We start from the raw sequence: 22596 nt of genomic DNA, 5'->3' as shown, positions 1-22596 counted from the left end.
AAAAATCACTAACTCACATGAAGAAAATTCTATTTTTCGCCATCATCATGACCTGCTGTAATGCCATAGCCTTTGCGCAGAAAGGCCTGCTTACCGGCAAGGTTACAGACATGCAAAATCTCTCACTACCCGGCGCAGTACTGCGACTGGAACCGGGCAATCTGCACACCATTTCAGACACATACGGCAAGTTCCAGTTTCTGAACGTTCCGGTTGGTCAGTACACACTCACGGTGAGTTACATCGGCTACAACAGTTACAGTAGCCCTATTACCGTGATCAAAAACAAGGCTGTATCTACGGACGTAATCATGAATGAGGCTACCATCATCGGTAAAGAGGTCGTCATCATGGGCGATCGCCTCCGTGGACAAGCCAAGGCACTGAACGTGCAAAAAAGCAAATTGAACATTTCAAACATCGTATCTGCAGATCAGGTAGGCCGCTTTCCGGATGCCAACATCGGCGATGCATTAAAACGTATCCCCGGGGTGACCATGCAAAATGACCAGGGCGAAGCCCGTAACATCATCATCCGCGGACTGGCACCTGAGTTAAGTTCTGTAACACTTAACGGCGATAGGATTCCATCTGCCGAAGGCGACAACAGACGTGTACAGATGGACTTGATACCTTCAGACATGATTCAAACCATCGAAGTCAACAAAACGCTAACTCCTGATATGGATGCCGATGCCATCGGCGGATCTGTAAACCTGATCACCAGAGCTACACCAAACGGCCAGCGGATATCTGCTACTTTTTCAGGTGGATATGCGCCCATACGTGAAAAACCTCTTTATAATGCCGGATTGGTCTATGGAAACAGGTTTCTGGAAAATCGCCTGGGTATCGTTGTCAGCGGTTCCTACAACCATCACAATTATGGTTCTGATAACGTAGAAGCTGTCTGGAAAAAAGACGATTTTGGCAACACCTTTATAGGAGAACAAGACATCCGTAAGTATGACGTCCTTCGTGTGCGCAGTAGCATCGCCACAGCATTGGATTTTAAATTCAGTGACAAGCACCAGATTACTTTAAATGCGATGTACAACTGGCGCGACGATAAAGAAAACAGGTACAGATTTACTTATAAAGACGTAGAACCCATCTACGATGCAAATGATAACATTACTGGATATGAAGGGGTGCTGAATAGGGAAACCAAGGGAGGCATCAATAGCAACCGGGTCGACAATGCTCGTCTGGAGGATCAACGCGTGCAAAACTACTCCATCAACGGGGATCACCTGCTGGGACCTAAACTAGACATGCACTGGGGATTGAGCTATTCTACAGCAAGAGAATACCGTCCAAACGAACGTTACATTGAGTTTGAAACCGAAAGCTTCAATTTGAACAAGGATTTTGGTACTCCTAGATCTCCTTTTCTAACCAGTACTACCCAACCTGAACTGAGCGACTATGAACTGGATAAAATCACAGAAAACACAGATGAGACCAAGGAAAATGAGCTGGCCACCAGGCTGGACTTCAGAACTCCTTTATCTTTAGTTCAGGGACAAAAAGGAAGGCTTCGTTTTGGTGGGCGCCTGCGCTTGAAAAATAAAAACAGGAACAATTCTTTTATAGAATACGCTCCGATAGATGGGCTGGAGTCACTTTCAGACGCATCAATTCGCTTCTGGGGCGGCGACAAAGGGCAAGCAGGTACTCAATATGTACCAGGAAATTTTGCCAGCAGGGAATTCCTCGGTGGACTGCAGTTAAACAATTCAGATCTGTTTGAAGCAGAATCTGATCCCAGCGAATTCCTGGCAGCCAATTATAATGCCAAGGAAACCATTTTAGCAGCCTATCTACGTTGGGATCAGGACTTCAGTTCCCAATTGTCTATGATCGCCGGTGCCAGATTAGAAAAGACCTGGATCAAGTACTCTGGAAACCTTGTACAAGACGAAGAAGAGCTGGAAGGTGTTATAACCACAAAAAACAACTACGTAAACATACTGCCAAGCTTAACTTTCAAATATACACCGACAGAAAACCTGGTGATCAGAGCTGCGGCTACTACTGCCCTTGCCCGCCCAAATTACTATGTGCTGAGTCCGTTTGTCAACACCATTATCGATGATGAGCGCATAGACGCTGGAAATCCAGACCTGAAGGCATCCTTCTCTTGGAATTACGACTTGATGGGCGAATACTATTTCAAGTCGTTAGGCATCTTGTCGGGGGGGCTTTTCTACAAAAACATTGATGACTTCATCTATCAGTACAGGGATGAAAACATGAATACCGGCAAGTTTACCCAGCAATTCCCAGGCATGACCAATCCCGTACCTGCTGGTGAAAACTGGACATTGGTACAAGCCAGAAATGGAGAAAGCGTAAAAGTTTACGGTTTAGAAGTTGCACTGCAGCGTCAGTTGGATTTTCTGCCTGGTAAATTCCTTAAAGGTTTCGGTATCTATACCAATTACACCTTTACCAAATCCAAAACCTCCGGCATTTACAATGAAGATGGCGAACTGCGTAGTGGCATTCCATTGCCGGGTACTACGCCTCACATGTTCAATGCCTCCCTATCCTGGGAAAATAAAAAGTTTTCGGCCAGGTTATCACTCAATTATGCGGCCGACTACATAGACGAACTGGGCGGCAATGATTTTGAAGACAGATTCTACGACAAGCAAGTGTTTCTGGATGCCAACGCCTCCTATGTAATCGGTAAATACTGGCGAATCTTTGGCGAGGCCAATAACCTGACCAACCAGCCATTACGTTATTATCAGGGAATCTCTTCCCAAACCATGCAAATGGAATATTATCGCAGTAAATTTAACCTGGGTCTTAAATTTGACCTTAACAGATAAAACCTCATGAATATCAAAACATATCAACTACTAACAGCAGCCGGACTGATCTTTGCGGCCTGCAACGGCGACAAGCAGACCATCGTTGCTGCCGACGCCATTAAACCTGTAGTGACCACAGATACCGTTCTTTACGACACAGATGACCCGGCAATATGGATCAATCCCACAGATTCATCCAAAAGTTTAATCATCGGAACAGACAAAGAAACTGATGGTGGACTATATGTCTACAATCTGGATGGCAAAATGGTCAATAAAGTAAGCAACCTAAAACGCCCGAATAACGTAGATATCGCTTATGGACTCAAAATCAACGGCAAAAAACTAGATATCGCCGTTACCACCGAGAGGGAAACCAATAAGATCAGAATTTATAGCATACCTGATATGGCTCCTATAGATAATGGAGGTATTGCTGTCTTTGATGGGGAAACAGAAAAAGATCCGATGGGTGTAGCGCTTTACACAGCGGCCGACAGCAGTATTTATGTGATCGTGGGAAGAAAATCAGGCCCTGTGAACCAATACCTGTGGCAATATAAATTGAGTGACAACCGTTCTGGAGGCGTAAAGGCCGAAGTTGTTCGTAAATTTGGAAAATACAGCGGAAAGAAAGAAATAGAAGCCATCGCGGTAGACAATGAGTTGGGCTTCATTTATTATTCCGATGAAACTGTTGGTGTTCACAAATACTATGCAGATCCTGCGAAAGGCAATAATGAACTTGCGCTATTCGCTAAAGAGAGATTCGCAAGTGATCACGAAGGCATCTCCATTTACAAGACCGGAATCAACACTGGATATATCTTAGTATCTAATCAGCAGAAAAATACCTTCATGGTGTATCCAAGAGAAGGTACTGCGACCAATCCTAATGAGTACAAACTCCTGGCTGAAGTACCGGTATCGACTATAGAAAGCGACGGATCTGAAGTAACAAATGTAAACCTGGGCCCTAGGTACCCTAAAGGATTATTTGTAGCCATGAGCAATGGAAAGGTATTCCATTATTACGACTGGCGCGATATAAAGCAAAAAATAGACGCGGCTAAGAAATAAATCAACTTATCAAAAAGGCGGTGCAGTTTTCCCAACTGTATCGCCTTTTTCAATGCTTAAATGCCTTTGAAGACCTCAGATAAAATCTCATAAGACCTTAGTCTGGCAAAGTGATCAAAAATGTGAGCAGAGGCCATGATCTCATCCACTCCACACTGATCCAGAAATTGTTGCAGGTCATGTTTTACGGTCTCTTTACTGCCCACAAAAGTACAGGCCAGCATTTGATTTACCTGTTCCTCTTCATAATCAGTCCATACCAAATCCATACTATCTACCGGAGCTTGTAAAAGCTGGCGCTTTCCTGAAATCACCCCTTTAAACATTTGATATAGAGAGGTGGCCAGCTTATTGGCTTCTGCATCTGTATCGGCGGCTACTACATTTACGCAGGCCAAAACGTAGGGTTCTTTTAAATGTTCAGATGGTTTAAAACGCTCCCGGTATATCTTTATAGCAGTCAGGAACTGTGCTGGTGCAAAGTGACTGGCAAAGGCATATGGCAATCCCAATGCGGCAGCAAGATGCGCACTATCAGTACTTGAACCCAGTATCCAGATCGGAATATCCAAACCCTCTCCGGGAATTGCCCTTACACTGCTCGTGCTGTTTTCTGAAGAAAAATAGGCCTGCAGCTTCAGTACATCCTGCGGAAAACTCTGCGCTGCCTGCAAACGCTGTTCTCCTCTGATGGCCATAGCCGTCACCTGATCTGTGCCCGGTGCCCTTCCTAACCCCAGATCGATACGTCCTGGATACAAAGATTCCAGCGTACCAAATTGCTCGGCGATAACTAAAGGAGAATGATTTGGCAGCATAATACCTCCAGAACCCACTCTTATGGTTTTCGTAGCGCCGGCGATATGACCAATGACCACCGAAGTTGCAGAACTTGCTACGCTGATCATGTTGTGGTGCTCTGCAAGCCAATACCTCGTGTACCCAAGATCTTCTACATGTCTGGCCAGATCGGCACTCTTTTTAAAAGTATCTGCTGGTGTCTTACCCTGTATGACAGTTGCTAAATCTAAAACTGAATATGGTATGTTGCTGAGTGATTTCTTCATGTGAATTGCTAGTCATGCAAAATTACACCCTATTCTCATCAATTTCGGATGATGCATAGCGATATGACTTTCAATCTACATACAACGTCTGGTAAAACTCCACTGACAGGATATCAATCTCTTAGATGTTCATCCCACATCAGTCTAAAATTACTCGCTATATCTCCGCTTCAGAGCGAAGCAACATCGAACGATCATCGAACGATCGTCGACGCATAAGCGCAGCATTACTAGACTTTCTGTAGTCTTTCACTAAAGTTTCACCAGACGTTCTATTTATTTATAACAAAAATACTTTATAAAGCCTTACTGGTGCTCTACTTTATAAATCGTGGTCTGACTATAAGTCTCCCCTGGTCTCAACACTGTACTTGGAAATGAAGGGATATTGATCCCATTTGGATGATGCTGGGTTTCCACGCAGAAAGCATTGTAAGGGCCATAGTTGCGACCTCCTTTACCATGTTTCAGATTCAGATACTTAGCTGTATAGAAATGTGCTACAGGTTCTGTGGTGTATACAGATAGTTTTAAGCCGCTGGCAGACTCTGTTGTTTCAGATGCCAGGGTAAACTCACGATATTCTTTATCAAGTACATAGGTCTGATCATAACCTTCTTCAGGGTCCCAATCCTGACCTATCGGTTTACCGCCAAGAAAATCATGTTTGGTTCCCTCTACCGCGATCAGTTTACCAGTTACTACGTAATTATCGTCCTGTTCCAGGTAATTGCTGGCCGGCATTCTGTGGTGATGATTGGCGATGGATCCGCCTTCGGGAGACAAATTAAAATAACTGTGGTGGGTAAGATTTATTGCAGTTGGTTCATCAGTGACCGCCTTGAAGTCAAGTATCAATTCATCTTCATCAGTAAGCTTAAAAGTAAGTTCGGTCGTTAGGTTACCAGGAAAGTGCTCTTCTCCTGCCGGACTAACATATCTAAGGGTTACACTTGGATCTATGGTCGATAATACATCCCATACCCTCTTGTCGTAACCTGTATCTCCGCCATGCAAACAATCACCTCCTTTTGCCTGTGAAAGCTGGTGCACCTGTCCGTCTATGGTAAATCGTCCGTTCTTAATGCGGTTAGCGTATCTGCCTATAATGGCGCCAAAATAAGGATAGTTAGCTAGGTATCCATCACTAATGTACTGGTCAAATTCATCAAAACCCAAAACGATATCCTGCTTTTCGCCAAGTTTATTCGTTACTATAAATTTACTGATGATGGCGCCGTAATTGTATATTTTTACATAAGATCCTTTTGTATTGGTCAGCTCTATGCCTAATATTTCCTTGCCATCTATAACTTTACCTGTCTTAACTAGCTTTGTGTTCATTCGTGTTTATATAAAATGTAATATTTGTTCTAAAATTATATGTTAGTGTACTTTTTACATTATGGGATTCAGTTCATAATTGTATATTTAGAACCGATAGATTGCAACTAAACAATAGTATCAATACTTTTAATAAAACTAAACAATAATTTAAAATATTACAATGAAAGCGGAATTAACCAATAAATTCTTAGAGAAATACGGACAAGAACCTACTGCGCATTATTTTACCCCGGGTCGTGTAAATTTAATCGGTGAGCATATTGATTATAACGGAGGTTTGGTGATGCCTTGTGCGGTTACTTTAGGAACATGGTTGCTTATGGCTCCGAATAACGATAATGTAATCAGGTTTAAAAGTATAAATTTTGAGGAAGAAGCGACTATTGAACTGAAATCTGCTTACGAAAAGACTGGTCCGGAATGGTTCAATTATCCGCTGGGTGTTTTCAATGAGATATTAAAGAAACATACCTTGCCTACCGGGCTGGACCTGTTGTTCTATGGTAATATTCCTATTGGTTCTGGGCTATCCTCTTCTGCCTCTATAGAAGTTGCAATGGCTTATGCATTAAATGATTATTTCAAGTTAGGTTATGAAAAAATTGAGCTTCCCTTGCTTGCTCAGAAAGTAGAAAATGAGTTTATTGGGGTAAACTGTGGCATCATGGACCAGTTTGCAGTAGCATTCGGTGAGACTGACAAAGCCATCGTACTCAACTGTGATAATTTAAAGTATAAAATAGTGGATTGTAACCTGGGAGATTATTCCCTGGCCATCATCAATACGAATAAGCCACGTAAGCTGGCTGAGTCTAAATACAATGAAAGGGTTGCTGAATGTCAGACTGCTTTAGCTCAACTAAATCAGGAGATTAAGCTGCATAATCTATGTGAACTAAATGCTGAGAAGTTTGCCCTGCATAGTCATCTGATTACCGATGAATCGGTATTAAGAAGGGCTACTCACGTGATTAAAGAGAATGACAGAGTAAATCATGCTGCAAAAGCTTTAAATGAAGGAAATTTAACCGAATTCGGTCGTCTGATGTATGCTTCCCACCAGTCTCTAAAGGATCTTTATGAAGTTACCGGTGCCGAATTGGATGCCGTGGTTGATTTTTGCAAGGATTATGAGCATGTGATTGGAGCACGAATGACAGGCGCTGGTTTTGGCGGCTGCGCTATTGCCTTGCTTAAAAAAGGACAGGAAGAAGACTTTGCGAAGCAACTTACAGATTACTATGTGGAGCGTATTGGTTATCCTGCCGCGATTTACATTAGCGAGATTGGCAATGGTTCGTCCAGAATTTAATTGGTAGCATTTCTTTAAGAATTTTTATTGGTGATAGCGCTTCAAAAATTTAAATAATAACTTTGCGGACTGAAAGGCCTTTAAAAAGGTACTGTTAACTATCGTGCAAACTATAGTACCAACTATTGCTAGGAACAAAATAACATGCAGAAATTAAAATTAGATGAACTCAACCGCGTTAGTATAGCGGAATTTAAAGAGCAGGAAAAACTTCCGGTCGTTGTCGTATTGGACAATGTGCGCAGCATGCACAATATCGGATCTATATTCCGCACCAGTGATGGGTTTTCGGTTGAAGGCATCTGCTTATGCGGCATTACCGCACAACCACCTCACCGTGAGATCGAGAAAACGGCTTTAGGTGCTACCCAATCTGTATCCTGGCAGCATTTTGAGACTACGTCTGATGCAGTGGTTTCGTTGAGAAATGATGGTTATGAGATCATCGCTATAGAACAGGCCTCGGGCAGTGCCATGCTGAACACTTTTGAGCCTGCTAAGAATAAAAAATACGCTCTGATATTTGGTAATGAGGTAAATGGCGTGGCCGATGAGGTGATGAAGCAAATAGACGAATGCATAGAAATCCCACAATTCGGCACCAAGCATTCGTTTAATATCACGATTTCTGCCGGTATAGTCTTGTGGGATTTCTTTGCGAAACTGAGGTTGTAACTATTTCTTTTCTACCAATACGAGTTCATCAATCATTGCATTACTACCTGCAAGGGAATTCACACGAAGGATCAGTTTACCATCATTCGTATCTTCACGCATCACAAATAGTTTTATCCACTTACCGGTTTTATCGAGCTTTCCGGTAGTAAACTCTCTGCCTTCTAACCAGATAGCTGCGTCTCTTGATTCATTGTTCCAGTCGGCAAAGTGAATGTAAAGTTCTCCAATCACTCCCTGCGGTGGATTGATCTCGATCTCCATAGATTTACCAAACCATGCGGCATTATTGTCCCAGCGCCATACAGCCTCTACCCCTTTAGTGTTAAATTTCGTATTGCGGGTTAATACCGATGCATCGCTCCTTCTGTTATAATTGTATTGTCCGCCCTCCTTTGGCACATTGCTTCCGGCTTTTACATACAACAAAGCATTTTCAAATTCCGCGGGAACCGGGATTTTGCTTTCTGCCTGTTTGATCAACGGAAAAGTTTTCCTAAGCATGGCAGTATCAATCTGTACCTTTGGATTAAATTCGTTGCTGTTTAAATACTTTAACAGACTATATTTAAGTTGCTTTCCAACAGGATTTTTACTATCAGCTATATCATATCCGCAAATCAGCAAACGTCCTTTACCTACGCGGCACTCCATCAAAGAACCCAGCTTCTCATTAATGTGAAAATCACTGATTGGTTGTATAATCGGCTGCATTTCTGCCGGCCAGTCTGCCAGTTTAAATGACCTGCCCCGGCTGATGGATTCCCACTGCCAATCCGAATATGTGTCTGTCGGGAAATCGCGAAGAGCAGCATGTTTAGCGTCTATAACAGAGCCCAGGGTAGTGTTTTCCTGTCCAGGAAAGAATACATTAGACCAAAATAAAGGTGAGAAAAATATCGTCCTGAAAGCTTCAGGCTTACCCAGTTTTGCTGCATAAACCAATACAGTACCTCCTTTTTCTAAGGCATCCAGCGTTGCATCATCCAGCTTATCTGTTTCTGTAACGGCTGAAACAGGCGCTACAGGTAACTGTGCAGGATAAACCCAAAGTGACCAATCGTTGTGGTATGCCGTACCTGGCAGGCTCACTTTCAAAGTCAGTGATTGTGCTTGGTTGATATTAGCAAGAGACGCTTTTATCTCTTCTATATCCTTAACCTCTCCTCTTTTTATTAAAACAGGCGCCGTGGTTCCTTGTGCCAGAATCTGCTTTTTGCCATCCACAAGTTCCCATTTCACAGCATTCGTCAAATCCTTTGCACCATAATTGGTTACCTGTAATTTGGCGCTGAAGGTTTCCGTATTCTGCCAAACAAAGTTTTTGAATCTTGCCAGAGGCACTACATGGTTGTTGTATTGTTTGAAATACGCTGCTGATGTTGTCCCTTTATCATCATAAAAAGCATCAAGCCAGCCTACCAGTGCCTCGCCTTGACCTTGATAATCCTGCATACTCAGCATTTCAAAACCGGCACATGAAGGTGTTCTGTAGAAGTTTTCAATGAATCCTTTATACAGAACTTTTTGCAATGCCCCGCTGGCGTTGTGAAAATCTACATCACGGTTCAGTATGCCGTTGCTTATTGCCGACTGTCTGCATTGCTCCAGATTCCTTGCTTTTAGGACTCCAGTATATTTATTGATTTCCGACCACAATGGATATACCGGAAACTGACCTACTTCATGGGCAATGATCGGAATGGTACTTCTGGAATAGTTTTTTTCCAGGTCGTAATCTGTTTTAGCGCCCTGTAGTCCATAGGTACCACCAATGCCGGGAATGTTATGTGTAACGCTGAAATCATCTACAGGCATGATCTTTCTTGCAGTTGAAACAGCGTATAAGCGTCTGTTATCGCCATTTTTAAGCTTTTTGATCCACTCTTGCATCACGTCGAAATCTGAATTCCCAAGTTCATTACCGATGCAAAGCATGGTAAATGAAGGGTGATTTCCATAGGCATCCAGTATGCGCTGTAATTCTGCCTGTACGAATTTATCGGCAGAAGGATTTTTACCCAACCCTTCAGGAAGCCCTTTTGTAAGCATGTCGGGCCTGTCTTTCGGCGGACTAGTCATCCACCAGTCGATCCATATAGTTTCTGCCTGAATATATATACCCAATTTATCGGCAGCTTCAAAAGCCTCCTCCGGCGGGCACCATGAATGGAACCTCACATGGTTGAGTCCATAAGATTTATAGATTTTAAATATGCGTTCCCATTCGGCAACATCGCATGGCGGATAGCCGGTAAGTGGAAAATGTACACAATCCAGGTTGCCACGCATAAATACCGGCGCGTCATTGATCATGATCTTCGAACTGGTATGGGAGATATTTCTGAAGCCGAAATCAGAAGATACCGCATCGCTATTTTGCAGTGTTGCCGAAATCCGGTAACGGTTGGGCGTAAATTCGTCCCACAGCTTAATCGGGAAATCCAGATTTAAAGTTTGATCCTGCGCTTGTTGGCCGGTAAGTTGAAGCTGCTTTTTAAATACGTTTTTGCCGGTCTGTAAATCTGTAATCGCATAATTGACGTTTGTCGGTGCTGCATTCGCAACTTTAAGCTTCAGCTTAACTATTTTACTTTTGGCATCAGGGTATACCTGTAAGTTTTCTATTCGGGTATTTTCACGTACCTGAAGTTCTATCTTGCCTACCACTCCATTCCAGATGCTTTGGGTATATTCTGTATATACGTGGCCCTTATCGCCTATGTTATAGATCAGATCATTATTAATACGCAAGGTAAGTTTGTGCTTGCCTGGTGTTAGTTTACCCAGCAAATGGACATGAGGCACGGCGAGCGCGTCCTGTGTCCCTATTGGTTTATCGTCAACAAAAACCTGCGACTCCCACATCACCCGTTCCAAAAACAATTGGATGTCTTTACCTTTCCATCCGGCAGGAACATTGATCTCGCGACTGTACCAGGCCGGACCAACATATTTATATGCCCGGGAAAGGATTCCGTAATCCGGACCTGAGGTCTTAGTTCCTTTTTGTGCCTGGTCTGTTGTTCCCGGCAGTTTTACAGCAGCATCAAATTGCTTATCTTGGTCTAAACGGAATTTCCACATTCCCTGCAAAGAGATTTGCTTCTGAGAAAAGGCACTTCCTGTGAAAAATAAAAATAGTAGTAAGCTGCTCGCAAGCTTACCTGCAACGGATCGTAAATTCATAGGCTAAAATTAATCATCAGGTATTGCGTAAAAAATGGAAAGAATAATTATTTTACTGGACAATCTTATGATTTCTAAATCATCAACCACTATGGAGAACCCTTTATTAAAAAAACTGAATTTTAAACCCGCATTCAAGATCCTGCTTGTAAACGAACCAGATAACGTTGCTGATGTACTGGGTGACAGTTCTTCAATTGAAATTCTTCAACAAACACATGAGCTATTTGATGGACTATTGGTATTCGTAAAAGACAGCCGGGAGCTGACTCAGCAATTGTCCGCATGGGGGCCGAAGATCAGGGACAAGGCAATTGTCTGGATTGCCTATCCTAAAAAAAGTTCAGGTATAGTAAGTGATTTGAAAATGGAGAAATGGATTGAGCTTGATGCATACAACTTAACACCATGTGCTTCCGCTTCTATTGACGATACCTGGACAGGAATCAGAATTAAGCCCAAAGGCAGTGTAAAAACTTCTGGTGTTGGAAATAATGAGATCAGGAAGAATGAGTTTGCAGAATTTATCGATGTTGAGCATAAAAAGGTAACAGTACCTCCTGACCTGGGTAGGTTATTTCTTCAGCACCCGGAAGCTTCGGCTTTTTTCGAGTCTCTGGCATATTCACATAAAAAGGAATATGTTCTCTGGATACTAACCGCAAAACAAGAAGCCACCCGCGTGAACAGATTGCAGAAAACCCTGGAGATGCTGTTGACCGGCAAGAAAAACCCGACTATGAAATGAACTTAACAAAAAAGGCTGTCTAAGGCAGCCTTTTTTGTTATCAACTGATATCCCTTACCTGTATATATTAAAATCAGTAAATTGGATCCTAGCTGATCCTGCTCTCCATCCCGTAACCTCAAGCTTTATATATCGTGCCGTTACCGGTGCATAGAATTTAATGTACTGGTAAGCATTTATTATAGAAAACAATGCAGTGCCTTGAGAAACCCAGGTCACTCCATCTGCACTTGTAGATACATTTGCTGTGGTCAGGTAGTAATTGGTACTGGAAGTATGGAAACGAACAGCTGTTATTCCTGTTATGGAACCGTTCATATTTACCACAAGATTCACACTTTTAGCCGGTGTTATGTACCAGCTGGTATTTGTTCCGGCATCAAACATATTCGGCAGTGAACCAGAAGTTAAGGTAGCATCAAGTGTTGCAGTCCACCCTGTTCTAACGGCATTTAACGCACCTGTCACATCTGCCGCCACTGGCGCGTCATAAAGATTGGTCTGTTTAGTACTAATCACCACATAAACCGTATTCGCATTGGTACTTACCTCGGTATTTTTGGCGCCATTTACAGACGTAATCTTTAGCGGAACCAAATAACCAGCGGCAGTTAGCTGCGACATTTTTTCTTTAGGCACAGCGATTTTCAATGAATCCGTTGAATTCATTCTTCCCTTAGGAATAGTTAACTCTGCTGTACTCACGTCCAGAATGCCAGCAGGAATAGCAACATAGCTTGTTCCTTTTTCAGCATTGTAGGCTTGAATTAGGGAATTGTCTATTGCATAGGAAACCTTCACATTTTCAGGAGCTTCCTGTGTGATACCGGCAGGAAATGCCGCTTTAATGTCGTCACCAACACTACCTATCGGTGTATGTTTAATTGAAAAGGCATAGCCATTGTAGTTTTTAACTGTATAGCTGCCTATATTAAAATATACCCGGTTGACGCTATCTCCATTGAAGTCAAATGTTTTTTCCTTGCTGCAGGAAACAAACATGCTTGCTGCAAGCACAAACAATGCTGTATATTTATTTCTAAGAATTTTTGAGCTCTTCATCTTCTTATCTAATTTTATTGCGCACATTTATTAAAACTATCTGAATTCCATATGGTAGACTTTGGCCAAACCATATTACGCCCGTTTCCGGTACGGTCAAAGAAAGTATTTCCCTCACCTTCATTCATCTTCCAGTAACCTACCAGACCACTTGCCGCCACGTCTACACCGCAGATTCCTTCCTGAATTTCCGTTGGGGAAAGCGGTCGGTCCCAGAAACGGATTTCGGCTACACGGCCTAAAAAGCGTTGGGCGGTCTGATATCCCGAATAAGACATTCCGATTTCCAATGCACCCAACTGATACACTTTGCCTGCGCCATCAAAACCTGAATCAAACTTGCCGTTTACGTACATTTTATAAGTACTGCCATCGTACACACAAGATATAGTATACCACGTCTTAGTCGCAAATTCGGTTTTAGAGAATACACTGCCTTCAGCAGATACCCACTGCAACTGATTGATCTTACTTCCCGCTTCACCAAAACGCAAAAGGTTCGGCAAGGATTCATCAACAGGCCCCCAATTGCTCAGACGACTGATCTGGTTGCTTCCCGGATGCCAGTCATTGATGTAGCATTTAATCTCATAAGTAAACTTGGTAACATTGTTTACTGGCTGAGCAAATGCATATGGGTGGTAAAAATTAGGGTTAGAGATGTCAATGGATTTGAAATCTATCACCCTGGCTACTTTCAGGTAAATGGTACGCGATGCTTCCAGAACGGACATTGAACCGCTTACGTTTTTAATGGTTACCGGAAGAATGTAAGTTCTTCCATCCACAAATTTATCTACAGACCTGATGTAGACCGTAACGGCATCTGAAACGTTAGTTCCTGCCTTAATGACCGCATTGCTGCCTACCATTTCATAGCTTCCTTTTGGCAGCGCAAAATACTTGGCCGACATTTCTTCATTGTAGGCAGCAACCAGAGTGGTATCTACCTCAAAAGAAACGCTAACTTCACTTTGTACTTTATCTGTGGCCGTAGCAGTAACTGCATAACTGGAAGGAACGCCTTCTACAGTAAACTTAACGAGTTTGTTTTCCTCTGTTCCTGTGATCAGAATGACATCTTTAAATGTTGTACTTTTCTGACAGGCACTGAACGCCATCACGACTGCGCAAAGCATCACAAGGGCGGAAAGTTTGGAATTGTATGTTAATTTCTTCATTTTCATTTATTTTAAATTATAAAATAATGGACTATCGTATAGCTGGATTAGCGACCTGGATGCTGCGTCTCACGAAACCATAAGGCACTCCGTTATTGTAATCCCTGTCGAAATAAAAAGCACCAAAACCAGCTTTTTTACCTTGCGTAGGGTTCCACCTGGCCATTCCTTCCAGGGAATACATTTGCAGTCCAAACTTGTTAAGTATGTTGCCATCCGCTTCTGTAAATGGAGAACCCCCGTTTTCATACCAGTCACCGAAGTTTTCTGTAACGATGAATTTATGGGGAGGACACCAGCTGCTTACCAGGTTATACCTCAACTGCAGGAAGGCAGCTGAAGATGATGTTGTTCCCTGTGTATAAGCCTGGTTTACCAGGTAATCAATATACGGTTCTATTGTATTCGGCAATGTATGTGTGTAGTAATCTACCACAAAGTACTTGCCCGAGTTGGACTTCGGACCTACAATCGCTCCGCAGTACTCAACTAGTTTTCCAAAGTTGGCCGCCGTGTTCAGATATGATCCTGAAGTAGGCTCCCAATCCAGATCTAACCCGTCCAGATCGTTATCGAACACCATATCCGTAAGGTACTTGGCATACTTTTTCAAGCCCTCATCGCTCTTTTCAAAGCCATGGTTTTCTACACTTACAATAGTAGGCACTAACATTTTAATACCTTTTTTCTCCATTGCTTCACGCATTTCCCTATACGCGATGGGATTGTAAGTAGTCAGTGAATCGTTCTGTTTCAAAGATGGAATTCCCATCCAAAGACTGCAGAAGTCGAGACTGTCTGGCAAACCGGCGAAGTGTTCTCCCCATGATGCTGATTTTTTATATTCAGCAGTTACACCTTCTTTATGCGCATAAGCGGCAAACCATCCATAAAACACCTGATGGTCTGTCTTCTTATATGCCCTTAAATTGGCATAGTATTGATCACTATACGTATATGGCTTCTGAATCTGTAAGGCTTCAGGAGTATTTTGCTTTTCGCAACTGACCGTAAAGGCGGCCAGGCAAATCAGCATTAAGTTAAATAATTTCGTTTTCATCATTTGGCAATTATAACATTGAACAAATTCTATTTTTTATCCCACCAAAGGTTCGTATTACCATTATCAGCACCGCCCAACAATGATACTCCACCTGAAATACCGGCAGAGTTCGTTTGGTATTCAGTAGCTGGAAAAGGTATTCTGCGGATTTGCTTATCTGTAGAAATTAACCCTTTGCTATTATTCAGTACTACCGGGAACACTTTTGGATAACCGGTTCTTCTAAATTCAGACCAGGCCTCCTGCCCATCCGGGAACATAGCAATCCATTTCTGGGTGATGATACGCTCCAGGTTGATGTCGAAGGTCGACGCTGCATTCCATTGAATAGTAACTGAGGTTAGTGCAGCAATGTTATTTCCACTGTTGGCTGGATCAATGTAAGCCGTCGGTACGCTTGTCGAATTATTGATGTAGGTGGCCGCACTGCCTGCAACCCCGCTTACAGCAAACGAAGTACTGATACCCGTCTCATAAAGTGTCTTCGCATCACTTCCCATGCTCCATCCCCGCAATGCTCCTTCTGCACGAAGAAAATATACTTCTGCAGGATTCATCCAGACGATCGGCGCAGTTGCAGAAACATTGAGTTCTGAATAAGGTCCTTCAGCATAAGTAGCTTTATTGGTGATGTTTATACCATTACGAATTCCTCTGTAAGTACCATCCGATGCCATGTTAAAATACCTCGGCAATCTTGGATCGCTATAGCCCGACAGGAAAGACTGCATATTGGCCCCCATCCTGATGTCATCAAAATTAGTGTTAATGATGTAAAGCGGGTGGTTATAGCTCAGATCAGCAGTATGCTGTAAAGCTGCGATGTCGCCAGCGGCAGTAAAAACCCCTATCGAATGATTTACGGCAGACTCTGCCTCTAATTTTGCTTTGTTTGCATCGGCATATACAATCCGCATGGCCAAACGCAATTTCAATGAATTGGCAAATTTGATCCAATTACGGATATTGCCATTGTAGATGAAATCGTACTTCGCCAGGGCTGTAGCACCCGGATTTTTCGTATTGAATTCCGTCAGGATGGTAATCGCCTCATTCAGCTCATCAAAAAACTTGTAATAAATATCCCTTTGGCTATCATACTTGTTTTGTAACGCTCCGTTACCAAAATTGACATACGGAAGTGGTCCATACATATCGGTAGTACGGTGCAGGGCTTCAACTTTTACAATTGTAGCCATAGCATACACTTGCGGTGTCTCGGCCTGGGCTGTTTTTTTAATTGCATTCCATGCAGGCATAATACCTACAAAGGCACGGTTAAAGGCCTGACCATACCATTGAGGAATGAGGTCATATGTCGTGTTATTAGATCCTGAATACCAATTATTACTCGCTCCCATGTATCCGGAATATACATCACCTGCCAGGTTTTGCATGGTCTGGTATACTTCATCTCCAAAATCCGGTTGTTGCGCAATTGGGAATACGTTCTTTTGCATCTGAACAAAGAACGATCCGGCTGCAAGATTGTCGCGCTGCAACATATCTTCTGTTGCCTGGTGCGGATTGGTGTTCCATTCATCAAAGTTCTTGGTACAACCAACACTCAGCATCGTAAGCAATGCTGCGCAGACAGGTAGTTTTTTTAATGAGAAAGATTTATATATGTTCTTCATCTTCTTTTCCTTAATTATGATCAAAACCTAAACTTAACTGCGAAACCAAAGCTTCTCAGGCTGGGTTGCATGAAATAATCAACTCCCTGATAATAGGTTCCGGTATTGGCTGTAAGCTCCGGATCAAATGGCGCTTTGTTATAGAACATAAACAGGTTACGTCCAATCAAAGAAACGTTAAGTCCTTTTACCCATTTGTAGTATTTATTTACGGGAACATCATAGCCCACTGAAACCTCGCCTAAACGGACATTCGTAGCACTGTAAACGTACATAGAACCGATACCTGATGTACCACCACCTACGGTCTGATAGTAAGGCTGTGCAGGAATTGTGTAACCATTTACTATTGCACCGCCCGCGGCTCTGGCATCTGCGGTAGTTGCAGATACACCATAAGCATCCATAATGGCTTGCGTTACTGACACACCCACTCCGCCAACTCTTGCGGTAACCAAAAAGCTCACATCAATTCCTTTGTAAGCAAAGCCATTTCTAAAACCAATGTTGAAATCGGGATTTGAATTGCCAGCTTTTACATACCTGTTTTGGTCTGTGGCTACGGTCTGAGAAGTTGCATTTACCCAGATGTAACCGTGTTCGTCAGTTTTAAGCGTATTTACATAAATATCACCCATAGAACCTCCGGTGGTCAGGATCATTTTATAACTTGATGTTCCACCCATATCTAAGCTGTCCAGGGAAACTGTTTCTCCGGTTTGCTGATTGGTGTAGGAAGGCAACAGGCTTTTGATCTTGTTTCTGTTCAATGAATAGACCAGGTTAGAATTCCAGGTTACCTGACCAATCTTCTGAGTCAGGGCTGCTGATACTTCAATCCCTTTATTGTCTATTTTACCTGCGTTTACAAAAAAACTGGTATAGCCCGAACTTGGTGAAAGAGATGGATTAAATAACTGATTATAAGTAGATGATTGATAAACTGTTGCATCTATCTTCAGCTTGTTCTTAAACAACATCATGTTTACACCTGCTTCATAAGATTTTGTTCTTTCAGGCTCCAGATCTGTAGCCGGCAGGAAAGTACTGGTTTGCGGATATCCATTGATCACAGGATAAGTTGCGATAGATACAAATCTTTGCGGGGCATTACCCACTTCACTATAAGATACCCGTGCTTTCAGGAATGAAAGTACATCAGATTTGATGTCGAAGATCTCTGTCATAACCCCCGATAAACCTAGTGAAGGATAAAAGATGGATTTCGCTTTTGTATTGGCCAATGCAGACACCCAATCATTTCTTGCGGTAAGATCCAGGTACACCATGCCTTTATAGCCACCCTGGAAATTGGCAAACAAAGCCTGGGTCTGGTCATGATAACCATTTTGCTCCAGTTTACTTTGAGAAAGGTTAATGTTGCTGTATGTAAATAGGTTCGGAACACTTTGAAGGTCTCCGCCAAGGCTTGAATAGTCATATTTGATGTCCTGCAAGCTGGCACCAATGTTTGCCGTTACCGAAAAATCATTGACCTGTTTATTGATATTCAGGAGTAGATCTGTATAAACCTGACGTGTGCTGAGGTCATATTTGTAGTATGCGCCTGCATCACCGGCAAACAAACCTGAGGTAGATGCATAATATTTCCGCTCGTTTAGCGCTGTATTATTGTCCAGTTTTGCACGTCCTGTGATGTTCATCCAGGGATTGATGTCATATTTCAATGAAGCGGCCATCTGATACCTGTTCTTACTGTTGGTAAAGTTATTTCTTTCTGTAATCCAGTAAGGATTTTGCATTTGGAAGCCCATATCACCGTACGGCCAGTATTGGGTTTTAAAGTTACGGGTAGCATCATAACGCTCAAATACCTGGTATTTCCTGATATCGTCCCCTCTTGGGAAGAGGTAAATAGGAATCAATGGGTTGAAGTACTGTCCCTGAGAAAGCATATTCTGCTCTTCAAGCTTGATGTAATTCACACTCAGATCCATATTCAGTCTATCATTCAAAAACTTGCTGGTATTGCGGAATGAAAAATTGTACCTGTCCAGGTTATTGTTATGAATGATTCCATTACCATTTACTGCCGCCATAGAGAAATAGGTCTGGTTCTTTTCATTCCCGGTAGACAAGCTCAACGTAGTAGTTGAGTTTACTCCCGTCTGGAAGAAATCTTTTGGATCATATGTACTTGGTGTTTTCAGCTTTTCACCCCAACTGTAATAACTGCCCACTTCAGAGCCATAGGTATTCTGAAAGTCAGGCATTACAAATGGCGACTGAAATGTAGAGTTGTTAGAAGCTGTAATAGAGAAACTATCCTTTGAACCCTTTTTTGTTGTGATCATGATCACCCCATTTGCCGCATCACTTCCATATAGGGCTGCCGCCGAAGGGCCACTTAATACAGAAATAGTCTCAATGTCATCAGGGTTGATGTTTGACGCACCATCGCCGGATTGTCCTGCACCAGAAAACACATCACCAGGCTGCGCAACAGACAATTGCGGCATAGGAATACCATCAATCACATATAATGCATTGTTGTTTCCTGAGATTGATTTTGTACCGCGAAGTACTACCCTTGCACCACCGCCAATACCGGAAGAACTGCTATTGACGGTTACGCCAGCCACCTTACCGGCAAGGCTGTTTACAAAGTTGGCATCCTTTACTTTATTTACTTCGTTGCCATTAATCTCCTGAACATTGTAAGACAATGATTTCAATTCTTTTTTTATACCCAATGCAGTTACCACTACGCCACTCAGTTCATTTGATGCTTCTTTGAGCACCACATTCAAGCTGCTTTGGTTTGCTATAGTAATCTCAGCAGAAGTAAAACCTAAAAAGGATACCACCACCACATCACCTGGATTTGCATCAATGACAAAAGTACCGTCGTCCTGGGATACCGCTCCTTTTGTGCTGTCTTTAATCCTGATAGAGGCTCCGGGAATAGGCTTACCAGCTTCATCCACTACCTTTCCAGGGATATTTTTCCTTTGTTTCGGTTGGTTAACTGAGTGTTGCACTATCGTTTTTTCCTTTTCTCTGATCACAATTGTCTTGTTTTCAATTGTATAGGTTAGCGGAAAATCTTTAAGACATTTTGTAAGTGCTTCCTCTACGGGAACATTATTTAACTGAACATTCTGTAAACGGTCATTTTTAATTTGTTTGGCAGACCACAGGATATTATATCCTGTTTGTCTATTGATGGCGTTAAATATCTGTTTAAGACTGGCTGATTTTTGATTAAGCGTAATTCTTTGTGCAAATCCAGCGGCACTTACCTGCATTAACGTGGCGAAAATTAAAATGGCGGTAATTTTCATAATAAGTACGAATTTTCGGATATAGTCGGGGGGATTACAAATTTCTTTTGTAAAAACTTTATACATTTGTTATTCGGTTTAAATTGATAAAAAGTTGTACGACACTACTTTAAGGTTTTTCCGAAAAAATTGATCAGGGACATTACGAGTGTTCCTGATTTTTTTTGGAAAACCAACGGGCTACTACACCCTTAGGATGAGTTCTCTCTGATTTTCATATTTGGTTAAATTTGGTTAATTGGTTAAGTTTTGTTTGGTGATGTTTATTTCCCATCCATCACCACGATGGTGTTATTCTCTATTTTAAATTTTACTTCCTTTGTCAGTTCAAGCATCTTCAGCAATTCTGAAACCTTTGCAAAGCGTGTAATCACACCACCGAAAGGTTCAGTTTTCAATTTATCATCCTGATACATTACTTCTACATTATACCATCTGGACACTTTATGCATAATGCTTTCCAATTTCTCATCATTGAAACGGAATTCTCCATTCTTCCAGGCTATAGCAGCATCCACATCGGCAGCTCCTACTTTAAGGTTATTGCCAGACAATAGGGACTGCTGACCTGGCTTAAGCATGGTATTACCAGCCGTAGCTGAATTCACCCTTACAGAGCCTTCCAGCAAGGTAGTCATGGTTTCAGTTTCATCCGGATAACTATTAATATTAAAATGTGTTCCCAGAACTTCTACTTCCTGATCAGCCGTTTTAACCTTGAAAGGCATTTTCTTATTGTGAGCAACCTCAAAATACCCTTCACCCGATAATTCAACTTTACGTTGATTTCCAGAGAATCTCGAAGGGAAACGCAATGAAGAAACTGCATTTAGCCATACCTTAGTTCCGTCAGGCAAATTGATCTGATACTGACCACCTCTGGGTGTTTCAATGGTGTTAAAAGCATTTACGTTCGCCTTCCCAGAATACTCATTGGTCACAGTATATACCAGTTGGCCATCTGCTGTTTTACTGATGATGATCCCCGATTCTTCGGCAAGTTCTCCGGTTGCAGCATCATTCAATACGATTTTTTTACCGCTGGCCAAAGTAAGCACAGCATTATTTCCTCCTGGTTTGATGACACTAGTTTTTGCAGTAACTGGTACAGATTTGTTTTCAGGTTTGTTCATGAAAAAATATAACCCTGCAGATACGGTAATTAACAATACTGCAGCTGCTGCTAAAGCCGGTATCAATTTACGTGTCACAGCAGGTTTGTCAGCTGGTTGTACAGCCATCCACATTTCATCATCCGCTTGCTGTAAGTCGGCTTCTGACAGACCTGATGCACCTTCCTGATTGTGATGATGAAGCCAATAGCGCAGCATCTCTTCCTCCTGATGAGTGGTTTTTCCTTCTTTAAAGCGCTTCAATAAATCTTTGACTTCGTTATCCATCTTATGCTTACAATACGTTCTACATCAACAAAGACACATGAATTAAACAGATCGGGTATGCTTAATGAAAATATTTTTTATAATCCGCCAAAACGCAGTCGAATAACCCTCAATGCCTTCTTCATCTGCGTGGCCACAGTATGTTCTGATAGTCTTAGGCGCTCGGCAATTTCTTTATTGCTCAGGTATTCTTTTCTCCTCAGCTCAAAGACTTCACGCATTTTAGCAGGCAGCCCGGCAATCTCCTTTTCAATCATCGCTGTCATTTCTTTTTCCCTGATCAGGTAATCCGTTGCAGTGGTTTCTGTATCCACCAAATGCTGAATGGCATCAATATACTGCTTACCAAAGTCCTTATGCCTGAATGTATTGAGGATTTTATTGAGTACAATCCTGTACAGGTAACCCGAGAGTGTTGTCTTTATTTGGAGTTCGGTATGATTGGTCCATATTCCGGCAAATACTTCCTGCACAACATCTTTTGCTTCTTCTTTATCCTGCAATTTCCTGTAGGCATAGATAAGCAATAGGCTGTTGTAGCGGTTATAAATCTCACGAAATGCTAACTGATCCCCCTTATTTAATAACCCTGTTAGTTCAAAATCGCTTAGCTGGCCGTATATTGACATTAAACGAATTTACAAAAATTAACAGCATTAAAAATAATAAAGCAAGCATCAATACGCTGATAGCGTCCATTATTGAACC

At 42.2% G+C, this 22596-nt stretch carries 15 protein-coding genes; 5 read left to right on the top strand and 10 right to left on the bottom strand.

Annotated features, from left to right (window positions below; translation table 11 throughout):
* The first annotated feature begins 17 nt into the window (after positions 1-17).
* Positions 18-2840 carry a TonB-dependent receptor gene (locus FA047_RS05030; protein ID WP_136834871.1) on the top strand — a complete coding sequence of 941 codons (2823 nt, stop codon included), beginning with the start codon at positions 18-20 and terminating at the stop codon, positions 2838-2840.
* 6 nt (positions 2841-2846) lie between these two features.
* Positions 2847-3902 (top strand): phytase, encoded by a 1056-nt coding sequence (locus FA047_RS05025; RefSeq protein WP_136834870.1) that lies wholly within the window; start codon positions 2847-2849, stop codon positions 3900-3902.
* 56 nt (positions 3903-3958) lie between these two features.
* Here FA047_RS05025 and FA047_RS05020 read toward each other — a convergent pair whose 3' ends face one another.
* Together FA047_RS05020 and FA047_RS05015 are read right to left on the bottom strand one after the other, a co-directional pair.
* Positions 3959-4969: an LLM class flavin-dependent oxidoreductase gene (locus FA047_RS05020; protein ID WP_136834869.1), complete on the bottom strand. Its 1011-nt coding sequence runs from the start codon at positions 4967-4969 to the stop codon at positions 3959-3961.
* 306 nt (positions 4970-5275) lie between these two features.
* Positions 5276-6313 (bottom strand): aldose epimerase family protein, encoded by a 1038-nt coding sequence (locus tag FA047_RS05015; RefSeq protein WP_136834868.1) that lies wholly within the window; start codon positions 6311-6313, stop codon positions 5276-5278.
* A 163-nt stretch (positions 6314-6476) separates the two neighbouring features.
* Between FA047_RS05015 and FA047_RS05010 the strand changes: the two genes are divergently transcribed.
* Both FA047_RS05010 and FA047_RS05005 read left to right on the top strand, forming a co-directional pair.
* Positions 6477-7628 (top strand): galactokinase, encoded by a 1152-nt coding sequence (locus FA047_RS05010; RefSeq protein WP_136834867.1) that lies wholly within the window; start codon positions 6477-6479, stop codon positions 7626-7628.
* A 144-nt stretch (positions 7629-7772) separates the two neighbouring features.
* Positions 7773-8303 carry an RNA methyltransferase gene (locus FA047_RS05005; RefSeq protein ID WP_136834866.1) on the top strand — a complete coding sequence of 177 codons (531 nt, stop codon included), beginning with the start codon at positions 7773-7775 and terminating at the stop codon, positions 8301-8303.
* Here the strand turns inward: FA047_RS05005 and FA047_RS05000 are convergent, their stop codons facing one another.
* Positions 8304-11492 (bottom strand): glycoside hydrolase family 2 TIM barrel-domain containing protein, encoded by a 3189-nt coding sequence (locus FA047_RS05000; RefSeq protein WP_136834865.1) that lies wholly within the window; start codon positions 11490-11492, stop codon positions 8304-8306.
* A 34-nt stretch (positions 11493-11526) separates the two neighbouring features.
* Here FA047_RS05000 and FA047_RS04995 point away from each other — a divergent pair, with 34 nt between their 5' ends.
* On the top strand, positions 11527-12240 hold the full coding sequence (locus tag FA047_RS04995; RefSeq protein ID WP_136834864.1) for a YdeI/OmpD-associated family protein: 714 nt from the start codon (positions 11527-11529) through the stop codon (positions 12238-12240).
* 54 nt (positions 12241-12294) lie between these two features.
* Here the strand turns inward: FA047_RS04995 and FA047_RS04990 are convergent, their stop codons facing one another.
* From FA047_RS04990 to FA047_RS04960, 7 genes are all read right to left on the bottom strand, one after another.
* Positions 12295-13302, bottom strand: coding sequence for a BT_3987 domain-containing protein (locus FA047_RS04990; RefSeq protein ID WP_169304318.1), 1008 nt, complete (start codon positions 13300-13302; stop codon positions 12295-12297).
* Between the two features lie 14 nt (positions 13303-13316).
* Positions 13317-14483, bottom strand: a complete 1167-nt coding sequence (locus FA047_RS04985; RefSeq protein ID WP_169304317.1) for a DUF1735 and LamG domain-containing protein — start codon at positions 14481-14483, stop codon at positions 13317-13319.
* A gap of 31 nt (positions 14484-14514) precedes the next feature.
* On the bottom strand, positions 14515-15546 hold the full coding sequence (locus tag FA047_RS04980) for a glycoside hydrolase family 18 (protein WP_136834861.1): 1032 nt from the start codon (positions 15544-15546) through the stop codon (positions 14515-14517).
* Positions 15547-15572: 26 nt separating this feature from the next.
* A complete protein-coding gene (locus FA047_RS04975; protein ID WP_136834860.1) occupies positions 15573-17183 on the bottom strand; it encodes a RagB/SusD family nutrient uptake outer membrane protein in 1611 nt (536 codons plus the stop codon).
* Between the two features lie 20 nt (positions 17184-17203).
* Positions 17204-20488, bottom strand: coding sequence for a SusC/RagA family TonB-linked outer membrane protein (locus FA047_RS04970; protein WP_136834859.1), 3285 nt, complete (start codon positions 20486-20488; stop codon positions 17204-17206).
* Between the two features lie 263 nt (positions 20489-20751).
* On the bottom strand, positions 20752-21888 hold the full coding sequence (locus FA047_RS04965; protein WP_136834858.1) for a FecR family protein: 1137 nt from the start codon (positions 21886-21888) through the stop codon (positions 20752-20754).
* A 77-nt stretch (positions 21889-21965) separates the two neighbouring features.
* Entirely contained in the window at positions 21966-22517 is a 552-nt protein-coding gene (locus FA047_RS04960; RefSeq protein ID WP_136834857.1) for an RNA polymerase sigma-70 factor, read from the bottom strand.
* Positions 22518-22596: the final 79 nt, after the last annotated feature.

Origin of the sequence: Pedobacter frigoris (assembly GCF_005116445.1) — a bacterium.
Lineage (GTDB): Bacteria > Bacteroidota > Bacteroidia > Sphingobacteriales > Sphingobacteriaceae > Pedobacter > Pedobacter frigoris.
This window is presented reverse-complemented; position numbering and strand designations above follow the sequence as displayed.